We start from the raw sequence: 16,599 nt of genomic DNA on the forward strand, positions 1-16,599 counted from the left end.
CAGTCTATTGCTTTAATTGCTGTACGCATCTTTATACAAGGTGCATCAGGGTTACCCCTAAGGTACAATTCCTTTTCAAAATTGCTGCCTGCACCTTTAATTTTTTAAGCTACTAATTTATCAAACTCGGCATATGGTTCAAGTATCTGAAGCATGAACTCGTATGGAGTTACAACCTTGAGGTCTCCGCTTACTACATCTGCAAAGATGTTTGCTGATGCACCACTTACCAGTTTTACGCCCTTTTCGTTCATAGTAACAGGAAGATGGGTATCGCGGGCTTCTACGTTCCAGAATACGATTTCCGGAAGTTCATAACCGGCAGCTTCAAACTCCTTTTTGTAGAATTCGAAGGTTGAAACACCTTCTGCACAGTAATCAAACTCCATATCAGAAATAATCAGAACACGCTCAATCATTTCCTCTTTTGGAACATTACCGCTCTTTGCTACATCAAGGATAAGGCGGTAAACCTTACCGATATCAGTGTTAGAACAGTCATTAAACTTTGAAATGAAGTTTAACTTCTTCTCCAAAGTGTCTGCGTTCTCAGGCACCTGAACAAGTCTTGGCTCTGAGCTGAAAGTGATAAAGCTGTTCTTATATGCACCATCAAGCTGTTCTGCAAAAAGCAGAGCTAAAGATGTAGCAATATTGATTGCGGCAAAATCTCCAGAACCATACATAGATCCAGAACCATCGCGAACAACAATGGTCTTAGAATCAAAGCTTCCACGGTCCAAAGCCTTCCAGCTTGCTTCCAAAGGAAGTGCTTTTTCGTCCGGAAGGCATCTAGCCCCAGACCAGCCATTCATAAATGGAGCAACAATCTGATAAGGATAAAGGGTCTTAGTATTAAGCTTTACCCTCTCCTCTTCAGGAATCTCTTCACCACGAGCAAGCTTTTCTGCCTGTTCAACTACCTTGTTCAAGAAGCTCTTATAGCGTTCCTCATCGTTACGCATAAAGGCCTTCTTGTAACGAAGCATAGCCTGGCTTGGCTGCTTAGAATAATCAAAGGTATAATCCTTGCGACGAAGGTTATCTTCAAGAATCTTGATTTCCTTACGAAGTGCAGAACACAACTTACGATATTCAACAGCCTTCATCCCAAGAGCTGCCATTATGATTTTTGCTCTGGCAACACTTTCCTTAGAAGAAGTATTGATAGAAGGAAGCCACTTTCCAAGCAAGCTTACTTCTCTTCCCTTCTCCATTGCTTTCTTATCCTTTTTAATCTGATTCTTAATCAGAGCGATTGCATCATCCTTTACCGGTGTATCAAGCAGAACAAGAAGGTCATCCCAACGACCGTATTCAGGAACAGCGTAAACAATCTGCTTGGCCATTTCAGGATAGAACTTAGCAAGCTCCTTCAAGAGCACACGGAAGCTGTTGCGTTCACCAAGACCACCACGGATATTACGCATGTAAAAAAGAATCTTAATTGCAACTACAGGATTCTCTGCGTAGGCCTTTGCAAAAAGCTTGTCCAAATCTTCAAGATTTCTTCTCATACCACCGCACAAAGAAAAGAAATCCAGACAAGCAGAACCTGTAGACTTATAAGCCAAATCACCATTCTCGGTACGAGCCACGTTCAACTGCATTTTCATTGCCTGTAATGCGTTCATTTTATTTCTCCTTGGAACAACGTTCCTTTTATCATTCAAAAAAATTGGCAGCTCTGAGACAGGGCTAATGGATAGCTGTCTGCAGATACAAGATACAAAATCGGCGAGAGTCGAACTCGCGTATCCAGATTGCAAATCTAGTGCTTTAACCTCTAAGCTACTGTTAAAGTTGCTGTATGTATCTAACTGCCAAAACAAGATGTGTGTTCTTTCGAACCTAACCAGACCACGGCTCTTCAATTTGAACTACGGTCACCATGTAAAACATGCAGTACACATCTTTAACAAGGCACCTTTCTCTTTTGCTCTACCGACTGAGCTAATCCCCCGCAAATTGGGGGATATAGGAGTTGAACCTATGACACAAAAAGTTTCCAGAACTCTTGCTGTACGTGCCTTTTAGCTGCCTGTAGGATTTGAACCCACAACCTGCTAATTACAAATCAGCTGCACTACCGTTGTGCTAAGACAGCAAACAACAAGACGCGAACTGCCTTAGCCTGGCAGTCTTAGGCATGTTGTAATTATTCCAATCTCAAAACTGTTGCTGCACGCGTCTTTCGAATTACAAACCAAGAAAGTCAATTGCCTCCAGTTACACAAATAACTGCTTTTGTGCAAGCTAACTTTTGGTAGGTTTGCAATTCATACCTTAAACATAACAACAAAAATCACATTTGTAATTAAAGTTGTAATTTATAAAGTTCTACTTTAATTCCTATTCCGCTGCTTTGAAATTAAAAATCGGTTTAATGATATTTACAACTTCTGCAGTTGGTTCGATATTAGCAACTATCTCACTCATATCCTTGTAAGCCATAGGTGCTTCATCGAGTGTGTCCTTACAAACGGTTGAACTCCAAATACCTTCCATCGATTTTTCAAAATCTTCAAGCTGTAATTTGTAACGAGCCTCCTTACGACCCATTACACGACCAGCTCCATGAGGTGCCGAATAGTTCCAGTCTTCATTCCCTTTTCCAACACAGACGAGACTTCCATCTCTCATATTGATTGGAATTAAAAGCTTTTCCCCCTTTCGAGCGCTAACACTTCCCTTTCTCAAAATCATTGCATCAGTATCAATGTAGTTATGAATCGTTGTAAACTGATCAATAACATCATGCTTATCAAGTCGAAGACCAACAGTAATTGTGTCAATCATTGCTTTTCGATTAAACATTGCAAAACTCTGAAGAATCTTCATATCATTTATATAGTCTTCAAAAAGCTGACCTTCTACATAAGCAAGCGGTTGAGGGATGTTTTTACAAACCGCCGCTTTAATGCCCGGCAGTAGAGACTGGATTTCTTCTTGTCGCCCTTCGGCTTTAAGCTTTGCAACCGCTGCACGAATATCAGCGTCTTCAGTATGATTCAACTGTTTCCATGCCATATCCTGATAGTAATTTGCAACTTCAAGTCCAAGATGGCGGCTTCCTGAATGAACAACAATGTAAAGATTTCCAGCCTCATCACGGTCAGCTTCAATAAAATGATTTCCACCCCCAAGTGTTCCAAGAGAGCGTCGGGCATTTCCAATATTGGCCTTCCGGCATCGAATCTTATCGAAATCAATCTCATCAACAAATTTATGGACATGACCCGCTCTGCGAATCTCGCGTCCCACAGGAATATTTCTACGAATGCACTTATCTAATTTTTCCGGATCAAACTTTTCACTCACAGGAGAATCCGCTTTAATGATAAGGGTTTCCATTCCGCAACCGATATCAACACCAACAAGATTCGGGCAAATTTTATCAGCAATAGTCATTGTTGTTCCAATTGTACAGCTAGCACCGGCATGTACATCTGGCATCATACGAATCTTGCTGTCAGCGGCATAAGGCTGATCACAAAGACGTTCAATCTGCTCTCGTCCTTTTTCTTCAAGATTATCTGTAAAGACTTTTGCGGTATTATACTTTCCTTTTACTTCCACCATAGATAACCTCCATAAACAAGGTTCGATTTACCAACACCTTTCGGCACGATAAAAGTTATCGTTACTTCTCTAATTAAATTGCTGTATGAACCTTTATGGCTTTACTATAGCAGAGGCTAATTCAATTATCACGGAAAATTTGGTGCGAAAATCTTTAATTATATTTAAGCTGTTCGAATTCTTTTTTAAGATCTGATACAAAATTCTCAAATTCTAGATTTTCAACAACCATTACAAAGGAAACTCCCGAATACCCCATATAAGAATCTGTATCCTTAAATTGATATGCATCAGGACTAATAATTATTGAATATACCCCTACTTCAACCTCTTCAAGATAAGGAAATGCTCTATCTGGAAAAATCGAAACTGACATATCAGGATCAGGATGAGATTCCCAAATCCTTGTTTTTTTATCTTTTATACAAGCGTTAAAATCATCAAGAAGGAGCAATTCATCCTGTTCGCTCGCAATAACTCCCCCTTCTTTCCCCATAGACCAAAAATTACCGTATCGTTTCATCACTTTTTCATTAAGAACAGGAATCCCTTTCCATTTCAAACAAACCTTAAAGCTCCACTCAGGCCAAGTACCCCAGTTAATAAATTTCATTGGAATAAACTCTAATTCTAAATCTTCATATTTCAATATAGCCATGTCTTTTCCTTCTACTTAAGATGTCATCTTGGAAATTAATTAGTTATTCATTAATTCAATCTGTTTAGAAATCCGTTCCTGTATAAGATTCCTAAAGCTTTCCGGTTCGAGAACCTTTACCATAGGACCAAAGCTTAATACGCGGACAACAAGTTCAGTTTCATCGAAGCTGTCATAATTTAGGGTAAGTCGATATACATCATCACTAATCTGTACAGCACTTTTTTCGAAGTGAGCAAAGGCAAGCATTACTCTTTCCATTGCTTTTCGCTCGTCATAGATTTCGAGAGTTACGCTAGTACGTCTGTTATCTGGTAAGTCGTCTTCGGAAAGGTCATCAACCTTTGAATTTTCTGTCAATTCACAGGAATTGATTCTTGCGATGTTTAATATTGAATGACGATTCCTAACCTTTGAGATAATACGGAATTTATCATCCTTTTCTGAGTATTCAATTTTATAAGGAGCACAGATAAATCTTTTTTGCTGACCAAAACGACCGGTATATTCTACGCTTATTGTTTTCTTCTGATGAATAGCTTCTAGAGCAGTTCGGAAGTTTTTGATGTAATCCGGATCGTCATAGGGGTCTCCATCAGAATATTTATCATAAAGATAATAGTCGTTCTCATTAAAAAGTACTTCCACATCCTGGAGCTGATTTTTAAGACACTCAAGAACCTCATCACTTACAAAAAGACGGATTCGCTTATCATTACACAAAGCTTTAAGCCATCTCTTCTGCAGAACTGAAAGAGGCATTGTGGGAATATTCTGAATATTTGTACTGTAATCTTTTTTTATTAGAGGCCACTTTCCAGTTTCTAAGGCGCTGCCAATTGTCATAAAGCTTTCAGGGAAGGCAGATTCTTTTACAATTTTGAAGAGCAAATCAGAATCCAGTTTTCCCTGCTGGCTGCAAGAGATTATTGAGGCAACGGTGTTGTAATAGGCACTGTAGATTTCACTGAAGAGCATCGTCTGCCTCCTCCGTGAGTTCTACATCTTCACCAGAATACAAGCGATACATTTTACGAATGTCTCCGTAAAAACGTCGTGCTATATATTTTTCAGAACAATCAAAAAAAGTAATCCTACAAATAAAGCTTCTTGCCCAGGGAATAATTTCCTGCGGGTCAAAAACATCTGCATCAAACTGAGCATTATTATCATCAAGCAGCTTTACAGTACCGCAACGTTTTTCGCGTAAAAGACGCTGATAAATGAATTTCTCTTCCTCTTCAAAATGAACGCGGAAGGTTACGTGCACAGTTGTTGTGTCGTTATGCTTTTTATTCTGCTTTAATGCCACTCCCCAGATGTGTTTTCGGAGTTCTTCAAACTCTGCCCTCTTCTGCTCAAAGCCAGCATACTCGCCGCCAGTCGTCATACCAATTATGTAATCAAATCTGAGAGCAAGAAAATATTTACCTCTTGGACGATATGCCATCAAATACATACGCCCACCCTGAGTACTCTGATAAATCATCAGCGGGATAACTTCATTCGGGAAAGTTCTGTCGTCCTCAGCACGCCGCTGTTCAATTGTAAGATAGCGGTGCTCCCGGATTGCTTCAAAAACCTGTTCTACAAAATCAGATTCAATTGAGGATGTAATGTAATGATGCTTAAATTGGAATACCTCGCTTTCCTTCTGAACATCACCAGGAAGTTTATCAAAGAGGAAGCTGCCCGTAACACCACACGGAGCAATCTCCGAAAAGAAAGCAAGTGCATCTTCCAATTCATCCAAGTCAGTCATTGGATTACGGAAATAGAGCATTGTCTTCCCATCTTTTTCTGACGAGATTAAACCTAACTCTTCATATTCCTTCAGCTTCTTTCTGAGGCTGGATTCTTCTGGCAATATTTCAGAAGAGAAATCATTAAGATAGGTATCATTAATTTCATCCAGCAACTGATTTAAGGTCTTCTTCGAACCGTCCGCCAGAATATCCATCAGCATAAAATGAAGCGAGATATCCATTGCTGTAAAAGATTTTGCCTTGAAGATTTTATACAGAGGATTGTGAGTAGTATGACGGCTGTCAATTGAAAGAAAAGTTACCTTACCGTTCTCATCCGGGCGGAAGGTCATATAGCCGTCCAGATAATTTTCCAGACGGCGTTTTTCATCATCATAAGTACGTGGACTCTTACCAAAAAACTGATCCCTCGTTTTAAATCCATAGATATAAAAACTGCGGATATAAGTTCTGAGAGTATCTAGATTTTTAATCAGCTCCGAGTATGCCATAAGATTATTATACTCGCCTTTTGTGCGATTTGTAATTAAAGTGTTGCTTGAATCACAATTGAAAAATTAGTGTGTATACCTGCCACGGATTTTCATTGCTTCCTCCCAGATATCATCAAGTAGTTCTCTTGGACCATCTGCAAGCTTGGGTTTGAATTTTTCCATGGCAAGTGATAAATACTTTTGCATGTGTTCCGCCAAATCATAATAACAAATCTCATATGGTTTTGAATATTTTTCGCAAAGTTGAATATCGTCAAAAGTTCCATATGATTTTCCATTCCATAACATAAGTGCAAAATCACAATTCCTTGTCATATCTTCATTTCTCTTATGACAAGCATTGTGAAGATAATGCTGTACATCAGGCGGATATTCTTTTACAGGAATGTCGTGAGCAAGAGCCCACTCCTTTGCAATTAAATCTACTCCACGTGCTTCACCTTCAAGAATGGTAACATTTGTGCAATTCTTTTCTGCTATACATTCTTCGATTTTTGAAAATATCCATTCTTTGTCTTTAATCTTTATACTTCCGCAAATAAATAAGTTCATGATAGTTACCTCGGTTTATGTAATGCTTTTCCACTTTATTCTCTTTATATCATTTTCTGAAAATCCGGTTTCTGCATTTATTATATAGACACCAGACTTATCAAAACCTTTATATTCAGTATCATCATCATCAATAATTACATAGAAATCCACATCATGAGTCGCCATATAGTTCAAGATTTCTTTCTGCCTGTTTCCAAGATCTTGAGTTCTACTGAATACTGAACAATCATATTTTGAAAGTTTCTCTTGAAGTTCTATAATTTGAGGCGTCTGATTTTCTCTGAGCAAAGACCAGCCTGTTTTCCAGGAAGATGTCAGAATTATTTTGGGAGAAACATTATCATGATTTACGAACGTACAGAAATTTTTAATACACGCATCGACAAGTGAAAATGGTTTCTTCCAGCTTGCCTTAGTATTGAGAACTCCATCTATATCTAAAAAAATGATGTATTGTTTAGTTTTCATATATCAATAATTTTACTCAAAATCCTCTTTATTCACTACTACCGGATAAGAGTCATACTGACGGCAGCCGGGAGTTGGAATAAGAGCCGAACGCTTTATGATGTTGTTTCCATCCTTACTTTTGTGGCTGGAATCGTTTGCTACAAACTCGTCTACATAATCTGAAAGATTTGGTTTATCAGCTTCCTCATAAACCACTTTAAGAAAGTTATTCGGATTGAAAGTGAGACATTCTTTTCGAACCAATGTATGATAACCGCCACTTGTTTTGACAATTGCAAAGTTACCAAGACCAAAAAGCTTTTCTCCTGCCCTGTGAAGTGCAGTATATGCTTCTTCGAAAACTTCGGAAGTTCGACATTCCTTTTTGATATCCATGTCAAAATCTAACCAGATACGGCGGCTTGTGTGAGAGGCATGACAGCTTTTCATGTGCTCAAAGACCTTAGGCATTTTTACCAGATGATCCTGAATCCCAGGCTTTGAACCGCGAAGAATTGCAGCAGTGAGATTTTTGCGCTCCTTGTTGTAATGCTCAAAGGTATCTTCAATGCAGTCAATTTCGTTTGTAGGATTCACAACAGAATAAACGACCATTGCATGTTCTGGATATGGAACACCGGCTGGAGTCAAAAGGGAACGTTTATCACAGTTGTAAGTATAAAAAGCTTGTCTATAGATATCGAAGTTCCAATCCTGTTTAAGACCACCCTTACAGCGAATCAATTCTTCACGCATCATTTCACCACGGGCACCTACCTTTGTGTATTCACGTTCTTCATCTGTAAGCTTCTTCCCACGACAAGCAAGCATAATCATATAAGTTTCATATTCGAGAGGCTTTTGAATGATATGATTAAAGAACCAATGGAGTTCTTCTTCATCTAAAATCATGTTGTAATATTCAGCCATTGTTTCCTCCTGCAATATCAAAAAATAATTGATTCAGTTCTTCGAAATCACCTTGCTTATCTTCCCAATCAGCAATTCCGTCTTTTATAATTGCAATCCGATTAGCAAAGAAGATTTCGTGAGCCATAATTCTTTTTCCTTTTGTACGTTCACTCTGAGTTCTCTTCTTCTCACATATATCATTCTCAATATCTGATTGGCAAAAATCATCTTCTAGTTCTGCCAGAAACTCTTCTTCCTCAGGACTTATTTCCGCTTCAACAAGCTTAGAATACTCAGTTGGAGCTGGGCTTTTCTGATAGAAAACATATGAGGCAGCAAGAACAGCCCGGTAAACATATGTATATTTTTTATAAACAATCTCAGTACCAACAAAATCTCGTTTTATTATGCTTTCAGCCAATCCAATATAATGATGAATCATGGCTTTAAGCTTTACATAATCATTCATCACTGCCCTAACCTTTTCCCAATCCTCTGAAGTCCTGTAAACTATCGGCGAATCAGCCCATTCAAAAATCACCGGATTCGATTTATAAAGCTGCTTACAAAACTTCTTCAAATCCCAGCCGTTGATGTCGTATATTTCATTAAGTTCAGCATCTATAAAGTCTGGAAGTTCTTTAACGCGTAGATAATCCTGTACCGGACGAACAAAAATAAAACGTACATCATAATCAGAATCAGGACTAGCAAAGCCCCATGCCCGGCTTCCACTTTCGCAGGCATAAATAATGCGGATATTCTCGCGTACTTCAATTTGAGATAGTTTTTCTTTTATAGAAAGAGTGATTTCATTTTCGTTCATTTTAGCCTCACCTCAACTATAACTTCTGCCTTTTTAAAAAGCATTAAAGTCATACTTGAATTTATCAATTGAAGGATGAGGAATCACGGAAAATTTGGTGCGAAACTCTTACCCCTCAAAACTCTTATTAAACTTTTCAAACTTCTTGTAGGTTTCAATTGCGAGTTTTTCTGCATCAGCAAAGCTTTCATGAAGAATCGCTTTTCCGTTGCAGTTGCGGACTTTGTACTTATCATCTTTTGTATGCTCAATCATAGGAACGTGCTCGTGATCACAAACTGAATACCACTTGCCGTTTATCTGTTCCTTATGCCACTTAAACTTATTTTTCATTGCACTACTCCATTCATGCTGTCTTTTCAGCGTTATAAATCTTGATTTCGATATTTGATGAAACAACTATTTCAGAAATGTTTACATCAAACAGATAAGAGAGGACAAGAAGATTATCGATTGTTGGAGCGTTCTTACCCTGCTCCCAGGCATAGATTGCCTGAGGATAATCAAAACCGAATATCACCTGCAGGTCGTGAACAGAGTATCCACGTAATTTTCTGAGTCGTTTGATTTGGGCACCAGTACCCTTTAAGTCTATAACTGGTCTTAAGAAAGTCTTGATAGTCTCCATTGGTTTAATCTCCTTATCACAAAAATTCTTTGGACATACATCTCTTTTGTAAATCCATTCTGATCGTCTGCTGTAGCTTTTCCATTTATGCCTGTAATTACTGGAAGCGCATATGTAGACAATGTCGTTCGGGTGGCTTTTGTATAATCGCCGCGAGTCAATGTTGTCATAATTGCAGATGAAACTTTTGCGTTATCAATGTAACTAGCGAACATATGCGTTCTCCTTCATTAAGATAAATGGATGCCAACGGCACCGTTTGAATTTTTGCGTCAGGCCTGTCATAACCAATAAGACGCGAAATTTGTGTTTTGTATTAAAATACTATCACAGAAATCAATTTAAAGCATTAAAGTTGTACTTTAATAATCTTCAGCCCAATAATCCTCTTCGAAATCTGAGTAAAAAGAGTTCAGAAAACCATTTGCATTATAATAATTAGGATAATATCCTTCTGCTCTACATTTTTAGTATCTGCTCAAAAATCCTGAAATTACTCTCATCACGTGGAGAACAATAAACTGCAAATTCTATGATTTCGAAAGCATTCTGAAATTCTCCCATTAACTGTTTATATGCTCCTGCAACCACTTCCGGTTTATTCATAAAAGCACCGCAACCAAATGCTCCTAAAATCACAACCTCGTTTTTATCTTTAGCAGCAGCTTCCAGAATCTTTCGACCACGTGTAATATGAATCTGCTCCAATTGTTTATCTGAAATTTTAATTGCCTTATTGCCATCACCAGAATTATAAGAATTACTTGGACGTTCTCTAAGATTTGGAGCAGCGCACGTTATTACATTTACCTTTTTCCATTTTTTCTCAGGCATAATAGTTGGATATGCTGTATCGGATTTGAAAATAACCACATCCGGCGTATAAATTAAATCATCATTATGAATAGGATTTGCAGCATGTCTGTGAGGAAGATAGAACTTTTTCCACATATCATCTTCTGTTAAATTGTAATAAAGTGTAGAGCAACGGCACAAACATTCTTCCTGAGCAGAAGAGCCATTCACTACCCCACCACCGGGATTACTTGCCGAAGCAAAATTCAAGACTGCAACTTTTTTATCTTCATACGCCATTGCAGCTTCAAAGGTTCTCTTCTTAGATACAACGATTTTAGCTGGCTGTTCATAAATATTTTTTTCAGCACTAATTTCTTCATTCTCTAAAATCAATTTCTGTTTTGAAGAGGAATCTTTCCAGGCTTTCAACAAAACAGGATTTGTCTTACATAATTTTTCTGTATCCCTGAATATTTCAATGTTTTCTTCTCTGCTCATTTTAGCCTCCGATAATATCAGATATTTTTCATATTATTTTAACATACCTATTTCATTTTGAAATTAAAGTATTAGTTTAATTTAATTTCACATGAGTTGTGCTAAAATAATCTGATAAGGGAGTCTTCTTTTGAAAGCTCTAGTTGTTCCAGATGTTCAATTATATTTCTGAGGAAGAGCAAGAGATGAATTTATCAGATCGAGCAGACTTACACCCAAAGAATCTGCGATTCTAACTAACTCTCGCCTCTATTCCAACCTTTACAGCAAAGAAAATAGACTGCAGAATGCATACATTAAAGTCTTGCTTGAATCTGTTAAAAATGATTTTTCCATGCTAAAATAATTGCATGGAAGATATATTTAACGAAGATGAATTTTGGAAAAGTCTTGAACAATGGATTTCCTTTTATGAAATACCATTAATGGTATGTGAACCTCTTGCTCCTTGGGGAGTAAGTGAGGAAGATAGGGAATACTATACATTAATACGAACGCTTACAGAGAAAAAGCACCATTTCCAAAATGAACTCGCAACATTAATGCGGGAAAAGAATATTACTAAAAATTCAGAACTTTACAACTCTGTAAATATGAGTTGTGCTTTATTTGGAAAAATTATTAAAGCCAAAGAAGGGTATGTTCCAGATAAAGAAACAGTTTTTAAATTGTGTATTGCATTACATTTGACAGTTAAAGAATCTGAAGAATTGCTATCGTACGCAGGCTATAGCTTTAATCCAGACTCGAAAAAAGACATTATAGTTAAATTTTTTATCGAAAATAAAAAATTCGATAAGGCTGCTCAAATGAAAATAGATGAGTTTTTAGACCGTTATAATGAAAGACCACTTTTTTCATGTAATTAAACGCAGCGTTTAACTTTAAACTTCAACTTGAATCTACACTTACCTTGTAATCAAAACTTTACGGAGGTAAGTGCTATGAATCGCTACATTGAAGAAAACAAGATTGTTATTCACCCTATGATCAACCTGGTAAAGACAGGTCAGAATATTAAGAGCATGAGGGAAGAAAAAGGTATGTCTGTTCAAAAGCTTGCAGATTTTATGGAGTTTGAAGCAGTCCAAGCCGTGTACAACTGGCAGAGTGGAAAAACCTTACCTTCCCTTGAAAATCTAAAAATCTTAAGCGAACTCTTTAACAAACCAATGGATGAGATTTTGATTTTTGAATAAGAACTGTAATTTCCCAAAATAATTCAAGCATAACTTTAATTACTTTTGAGAAAGATACTCTTATCATATAAGTATGGAAATCTTAGATAAAATTTTGGAAATTAATACTTATACTGAACTCGTCAGCTATTTTAAGGAAGTAATCAGTCAACTGGGAAAGACTCGTATAAAGGCTCTTTATCATACAAGTGGCATGAGTGATTTTATCGATGGAGAACTCTACATTGTTTTTGAAGATAATCGGGCTCTTGTTATTGCAAATAAACTTACAAGCTTTGGTTGTTATGAATTCCAGTCGAAATACAATATCTGGTATAATGCACATTTTCCAAAGCGTGAAAATGAATTTACTATAAAAGTGAAAGGAAAAGATATTGAAACTTTTCGCGCAATTCCATTCTCTGAAAGTTTTCGAACTCATCCAAGCATAGAGGAATACGCCCCAGATGGCGGAGATTATTATTCAAGAGCAGGATTATTTCTTAACACAGGAGATATTCTTTCCTTCTATGGATACAGTGCTGAAATGGACGGCTACATGGGATTAGACTATGCAGAAAGAAAACCAGTAATTCTAAGAATTAGTCCTGATTTCGATTCAACTTTTCATTCAAATTACAACGAACACTTTTCATATAATCAGGATGTTTTTATCAAATATAAAAACTACGGTAAGCTAATAGTGCCTGGTATGAAGGAACTCATAACTGAATACACAACCCTAAAACAAAATGTCTTGAATTCCGGAACAGATAATCCATACATGGATGAAGAAACCAGACAATACTTCAAAACCAAAAGCCGTGAAATCACAGAGCTTATTCAGCAAAAACTTCCCAAACGCTACAGAGTTATTCCTGATGACAATTGGGAAAGTTTCCTTTGATTCAATTAGTGTTCTAATTACAAAACCGTCGATGTTAAAAAAGTGTCGTCCTATTCCATTTTGGTTAAATGTGATTTATAATAATTGCATACCTGGGAACAACAGAGAAATCCGCTAACCTAGGTAAAAGCACAGCTCCCACAAGGGTGTATAAATCGAGAAACTCTTGTGTATATCCATACTTGGCGATGACCGCATTTATGGTTTCTGTTACTTGTAGGCTCGAAGCTATTCTGCCCTGGTATGTGCGGATGAACTGCTTCGAGCCTATTTTGTATAACTATCCTCCAAAAATTGCCACGTTTGTAGTATAGCTGTAGAACGTCTGACAATTTTGGAAGGTAGGTATTCACAGAAAAAGAAATACCTTATTTAAAAGAAAACGGGCTTGCCTCTACAGGCAAGCCATCGGCTGCGGAGAGGATACAACAAGGCATCCCCTCTACATCTATAAATTTAAGCAATAATAGAAAAATAGTCAATATAAGATAACACATGGTTTGCAAAGCAGACTCAAGGTCAAGCCGGTTTGCGGTTTAAATATTGTTATGTGGACGCTCGCACTGGGACGCTGATATGAAGGAAAAATGAAACAAAAATTATTAAATTTTATCTTGCCTTGTGCCCTGGCAATCATCAAAAACTAAGCAAATAATGCGACTTCTTTTGATTTCTAATTCATAATCTCCAGCGACACCGCTGCTTCCCAGCGGCTGCCCTTTCGTTCAAAAATGGTGATATTATTTACAGGGAATGTTTCAACAAGATTCAATTCGTTCATCACTTCTATTGCATCTTTTGTAACGCCTGCAGGAATGTCACGATTACTGACCGTCAGATGCGGAGTAAAGGGACGCTGATCTTTTTTTGTACAGGCAGGAGCGGCTTTTATTACTGCTGAATAAACAGCGTCACGCAAAGCTGTCCACTTTTCATCCTTTTCAACCTTTGCAAAAAGAGTTCGATCGCCAAATGCATCGAAATTATTAATTTTTGCAGAGAAGCTCAAACCGGCTGGTAATACATCTTGCTCAATTGCTTTTGCTAAGTCTTCTGTTGAGTATTCGTCTGGGAGGCGGAACGGCGGAATCAAGGTTACATGAATCGGAGTCAAATGCCCGGAACGACAGCCGTATGCTTCATTCATATAGCGGCGGCAGTCTTCAAGTGTAAGTGTAATGTCCTCTGGCGTAAGAACTCCAATAAAATGTGTCTGCTGTGGAAGATTTTGTTTTTTCATATTTTTTTAATTATAACATATTCTGAAGCTTTTGAACGTAAAGTTATCGTTTAATTCAAGAGTACTGCATCTACAGAATTCTTTGCACAAGTCTCAAGAACAGAAAAAAAGATTTCTGCGTTTTTCTGAGAACACCCTTTTAAAAGTGCAGAAAGTCTTTCTTCATTTGCAGAATTGACCATTTCATAGAGTTTTTTACCCTTAGCTGAAAGTTCCAGCCTTTTTTTTCGAGAATCGTTTTTATCTCTGCTAACTAGCACGAATCCGCACTCTTCCATTTTTTTTATTGATCTTGCTACAGCCGCCCTGTCTATATGCAAATTCAGAGCGATATCTTCCTGACTACAACCTGAATTTACAGCAATATTACATAAAAAAATGCTGTCTGCAAAAGTCAGCTGACTTTCTTTAAGAAGCTCATTTATAAACTGAACATATTCACGGTATATAATTCCAAAGTTGGTCAGATTAGAGCTTTTAAATATCATTTTATGCCTCCCAAAAAATCTATCACTGTCTTTGAAAAAAGTTCCGGAGCTTCAAGATTTGTTACATGACCGCAGTTAAATTTTACATACTGGCAGTCTGGAATCAGCTGACAGGCTTTTTCTGCCATTTCCTTTGACATTGCCCCATTCAAAGTTCCATCTTCAAGATAATCAAAATCTGCCTGAATTAAAAGAACCGGACATTGGATTTTCTGCAAATATTCTTCATGACTAAAATCCTTATTCCAGTCCCCTGTATAAAAAGCCCTTCCAAAAGCGGGGTTATACATATCAAGTCCGCGTAGCATTTCCTGAACAGAAGGTCCCTTTCCACTGAAATCCACAGGTTTATTTGGATGAAAAAATCTATACAGCTTTACGTAACTTTTTACCTTTTTCTGACCGTTCTTTCCAGCATAAGTTTCAAAAAACTGCTTACCATTATCAACCCAATACATAAGAAAATCATCTGTCTGATTATTTTCAACCGCATTATAACTCATGGTAAAAGCTTTATTTGCAACAGTTTTCTGCACCACCGGATATTCTGATGAAAACAAAGGAGGATCTTCAAGAACCGCACCTGCAATTAAATCCAGTCGATGAGAACACAGCCACATTGCCAGAAGTCCTCCAGAAGAATTTCCGGTTACAAAAATCTTTTGTTCTTTTCCACCGCAAACCTTTTCAATAAACAATGCAAGGTCTGAACCAATCTGATTTGCTGTCATTTCATAATCTGTAGGAAGAACTGTTTTACCATGCCCTGGGTAATCTACTGCTAAAACATGAAAATTCTTACTTAATTCAGGCAGAACAAGATGATAGGTATACCAATCTAAAAGTTGAGCATGAAGCATGAGAAGAACAGGGCCGTTATCAGGACCTTCTGCATAATTAAAAATGACATTTCCTACTGAAGCCTGTTTTTCAAATATTCCGTTTTTATTCAAAGCTTTAATTTGTTTTGAGGCAGAAGCCGAAAGTGAAAAAACAAAATTAAAAAAGATACAAAAAGTGATGATAATTTTCTTTGGTCTATTCATTAAAAATCTCCTCCTTTATTTTACTTGACTGAGTCAACATTTGTATAACATATATACTTGACAGAGTCAAGTATATATTAAATTTTAATCAGACTGATTACATTGCATTTATAATACTGAATAAATCCCCGATTAATGCTAAAATGCCGCGTAAGGAACTTTTATGGAAATCAGCAAAAAAGATATGAAAATCCTGTTCAAATCTCAGCAGGGAGAACTGGATGCCGTTCTCATGTACAACGCTCTGGCCGAAGTTGCAAAACACCAGAAGGACAAGGACACCTTCCGTCAACTTGCAAAGGAAGAAGGCCACCACGCATCAGTTTTTCATAAGCTGACACAAAGAGAACTTACACCAAAGCACACAAAAGAACTTCTCCTTCCCTTACTCTACAGAATCTTCCCAAGATGGATTTTGTATCCCGCAATCGCACAGGGCGAATATGTTGCCGTAAAGACTTATGCACCGGTAGCCGAAAAGTTCCCGGAAGTTGAAAGCGTAAAGAATGATGAAAAGCGGCATGGAGATACGGTGAAAGGATTATTAAACAAATAGTAGTATATAATGATCTG

General features: G+C 37.4%; 20 protein-coding genes and 2 tRNA genes. 4 read left to right on the plus strand and 18 right to left on the minus strand.

The window, feature by feature from the left end; all coding sequences use genetic code 11:
• Window positions 1-104: 104 nt before the first annotated feature.
• The 15 genes from G626_RS0107415 to G626_RS0107485 form a co-directional block, all read right to left on the minus strand.
• Entirely contained in the window at window positions 105-1,634 is a 1,530-nt protein-coding gene (locus G626_RS0107415; protein ID WP_022932156.1) for a DUF2828 family protein, read from the minus strand.
• A gap of 93 nt (window positions 1,635-1,727) precedes the next feature.
• Window positions 1,728-1,798 (minus strand) — tRNA-Ala (locus G626_RS0107420).
• 237 nt (window positions 1,799-2,035) lie between these two features.
• Window positions 2,036-2,107: transfer RNA gene (locus tag G626_RS0107425), tRNA-Thr, on the minus strand.
• A 245-nt stretch (window positions 2,108-2,352) separates the two neighbouring features.
• A complete protein-coding gene (locus G626_RS0107430; protein ID WP_022932157.1) occupies window positions 2,353-3,582 on the minus strand; it encodes an RtcB family protein in 1,230 nt (409 codons plus the stop codon).
• A 154-nt stretch (window positions 3,583-3,736) separates the two neighbouring features.
• Window positions 3,737-4,240, minus strand: a complete 504-nt coding sequence (locus tag G626_RS0107435; protein ID WP_022932158.1) for a hypothetical protein — start codon at window positions 4,238-4,240, stop codon at window positions 3,737-3,739.
• Between the two features lie 39 nt (window positions 4,241-4,279).
• The gene (locus tag G626_RS0107440) at window positions 4,280-5,218 is read right to left on the minus strand and encodes a WYL domain-containing protein (protein ID WP_022932159.1); all 939 of its coding nucleotides are present in this window, start codon (window positions 5,216-5,218) and stop codon (window positions 4,280-4,282) included.
• Window positions 5,205-6,497, minus strand: a complete 1,293-nt coding sequence (locus tag G626_RS0107445; protein ID WP_022932160.1) for a WYL domain-containing protein — start codon at window positions 6,495-6,497, stop codon at window positions 5,205-5,207. Before G626_RS0107445 ends, G626_RS0107440 begins: the two co-directional genes overlap by 14 nt.
• Before the next feature lie 66 nt (window positions 6,498-6,563).
• Window positions 6,564-7,052 (minus strand): SLOG family protein, encoded by a 489-nt coding sequence (locus tag G626_RS17390; protein ID WP_022932161.1) that lies wholly within the window; start codon window positions 7,050-7,052, stop codon window positions 6,564-6,566.
• A gap of 15 nt (window positions 7,053-7,067) precedes the next feature.
• Window positions 7,068-7,523, minus strand: a complete 456-nt coding sequence (locus G626_RS0107455; RefSeq protein WP_022932162.1) for an HAD domain-containing protein — start codon at window positions 7,521-7,523, stop codon at window positions 7,068-7,070.
• A gap of 12 nt (window positions 7,524-7,535) precedes the next feature.
• Window positions 7,536-8,435, minus strand: coding sequence for a hypothetical protein (locus G626_RS0107460; RefSeq protein ID WP_022932163.1), 900 nt, complete (start codon window positions 8,433-8,435; stop codon window positions 7,536-7,538).
• Window positions 8,428-9,243, minus strand: a complete 816-nt coding sequence (locus G626_RS0107465) for a nucleotidyltransferase domain-containing protein (protein ID WP_022932164.1) — start codon at window positions 9,241-9,243, stop codon at window positions 8,428-8,430. The genes G626_RS0107460 and G626_RS0107465 overlap by 8 nt, the downstream gene beginning before the upstream one ends.
• Window positions 9,244-9,351: 108 nt before the next feature.
• Window positions 9,352-9,576, minus strand: a complete 225-nt coding sequence (locus G626_RS0107470; RefSeq protein WP_022932165.1) for a hypothetical protein — start codon at window positions 9,574-9,576, stop codon at window positions 9,352-9,354.
• Window positions 9,577-9,589: 13 nt separating this feature from the next.
• Window positions 9,590-9,871 carry a helix-turn-helix domain-containing protein gene (locus G626_RS0107475; RefSeq protein WP_022932166.1) on the minus strand — a complete coding sequence of 94 codons (282 nt, stop codon included), beginning with the start codon at window positions 9,869-9,871 and terminating at the stop codon, window positions 9,590-9,592.
• Entirely contained in the window at window positions 9,847-10,086 is a 240-nt protein-coding gene (locus G626_RS18190) for a hypothetical protein (RefSeq protein WP_022932167.1), read from the minus strand. The genes G626_RS0107475 and G626_RS18190 overlap by 25 nt, the downstream gene beginning before the upstream one ends.
• Window positions 10,087-10,330: 244 nt before the next feature.
• On the minus strand, window positions 10,331-11,167 hold the full coding sequence (locus tag G626_RS0107485) for a TIGR02452 family protein (RefSeq protein ID WP_022932168.1): 837 nt from the start codon (window positions 11,165-11,167) through the stop codon (window positions 10,331-10,333).
• 350 nt (window positions 11,168-11,517) lie between these two features.
• Between G626_RS0107485 and G626_RS0107490 the strand changes: the two genes are divergently transcribed.
• The 3 genes from G626_RS0107490 (at window position 11,518) to G626_RS0107500 (ending at window position 13,252) form a co-directional block, all read left to right on the plus strand.
• Window positions 11,518-12,036, plus strand: a complete 519-nt coding sequence (locus G626_RS0107490) for a hypothetical protein (protein WP_022932169.1) — start codon at window positions 11,518-11,520, stop codon at window positions 12,034-12,036.
• A 75-nt stretch (window positions 12,037-12,111) separates the two neighbouring features.
• Window positions 12,112-12,366, plus strand: a complete 255-nt coding sequence (locus tag G626_RS0107495; RefSeq protein WP_022932170.1) for a helix-turn-helix transcriptional regulator — start codon at window positions 12,112-12,114, stop codon at window positions 12,364-12,366.
• Window positions 12,367-12,439: 73 nt separating this feature from the next.
• The gene (locus tag G626_RS0107500) at window positions 12,440-13,252 is read left to right on the plus strand and encodes a hypothetical protein (protein ID WP_022932171.1); all 813 of its coding nucleotides are present in this window, start codon (window positions 12,440-12,442) and stop codon (window positions 13,250-13,252) included.
• 673 nt (window positions 13,253-13,925) lie between these two features.
• Here the strand turns inward: G626_RS0107500 and G626_RS0107505 are convergent.
• From G626_RS0107505 to G626_RS15765, 3 genes are read right to left on the minus strand one after another with little or no spacing between them, the layout of a single operon-like run.
• Window positions 13,926-14,492 (minus strand): 2'-5' RNA ligase family protein, encoded by a 567-nt coding sequence (locus G626_RS0107505; protein WP_022932172.1) that lies wholly within the window; start codon window positions 14,490-14,492, stop codon window positions 13,926-13,928.
• A gap of 50 nt (window positions 14,493-14,542) precedes the next feature.
• On the minus strand, window positions 14,543-14,980 hold the full coding sequence (locus tag G626_RS0107510; protein ID WP_022932173.1) for a MarR family winged helix-turn-helix transcriptional regulator: 438 nt from the start codon (window positions 14,978-14,980) through the stop codon (window positions 14,543-14,545).
• Entirely contained in the window at window positions 14,977-16,026 is a 1,050-nt protein-coding gene (locus tag G626_RS15765) for an alpha/beta fold hydrolase (protein WP_022932174.1), read from the minus strand. The genes G626_RS0107510 and G626_RS15765 overlap by 4 nt, the downstream gene beginning before the upstream one ends.
• Window positions 16,027-16,210: 184 nt before the next feature.
• Here G626_RS15765 and G626_RS0107520 point away from each other — a divergent pair, with 184 nt between their 5' ends.
• Window positions 16,211-16,582: a demethoxyubiquinone hydroxylase family protein gene (locus tag G626_RS0107520; RefSeq protein WP_231365108.1), complete on the plus strand. Its 372-nt coding sequence runs from the start codon at window positions 16,211-16,213 to the stop codon at window positions 16,580-16,582.
• Window positions 16,583-16,599 lie beyond the last annotated feature (17 nt).

This window comes from Treponema bryantii NK4A124 (assembly GCF_000421345.1).
In the GTDB taxonomy this organism is placed as follows: Bacteria; Spirochaetota; Spirochaetia; order Treponematales; family Treponemataceae; genus Treponema_D; species Treponema_D bryantii_B.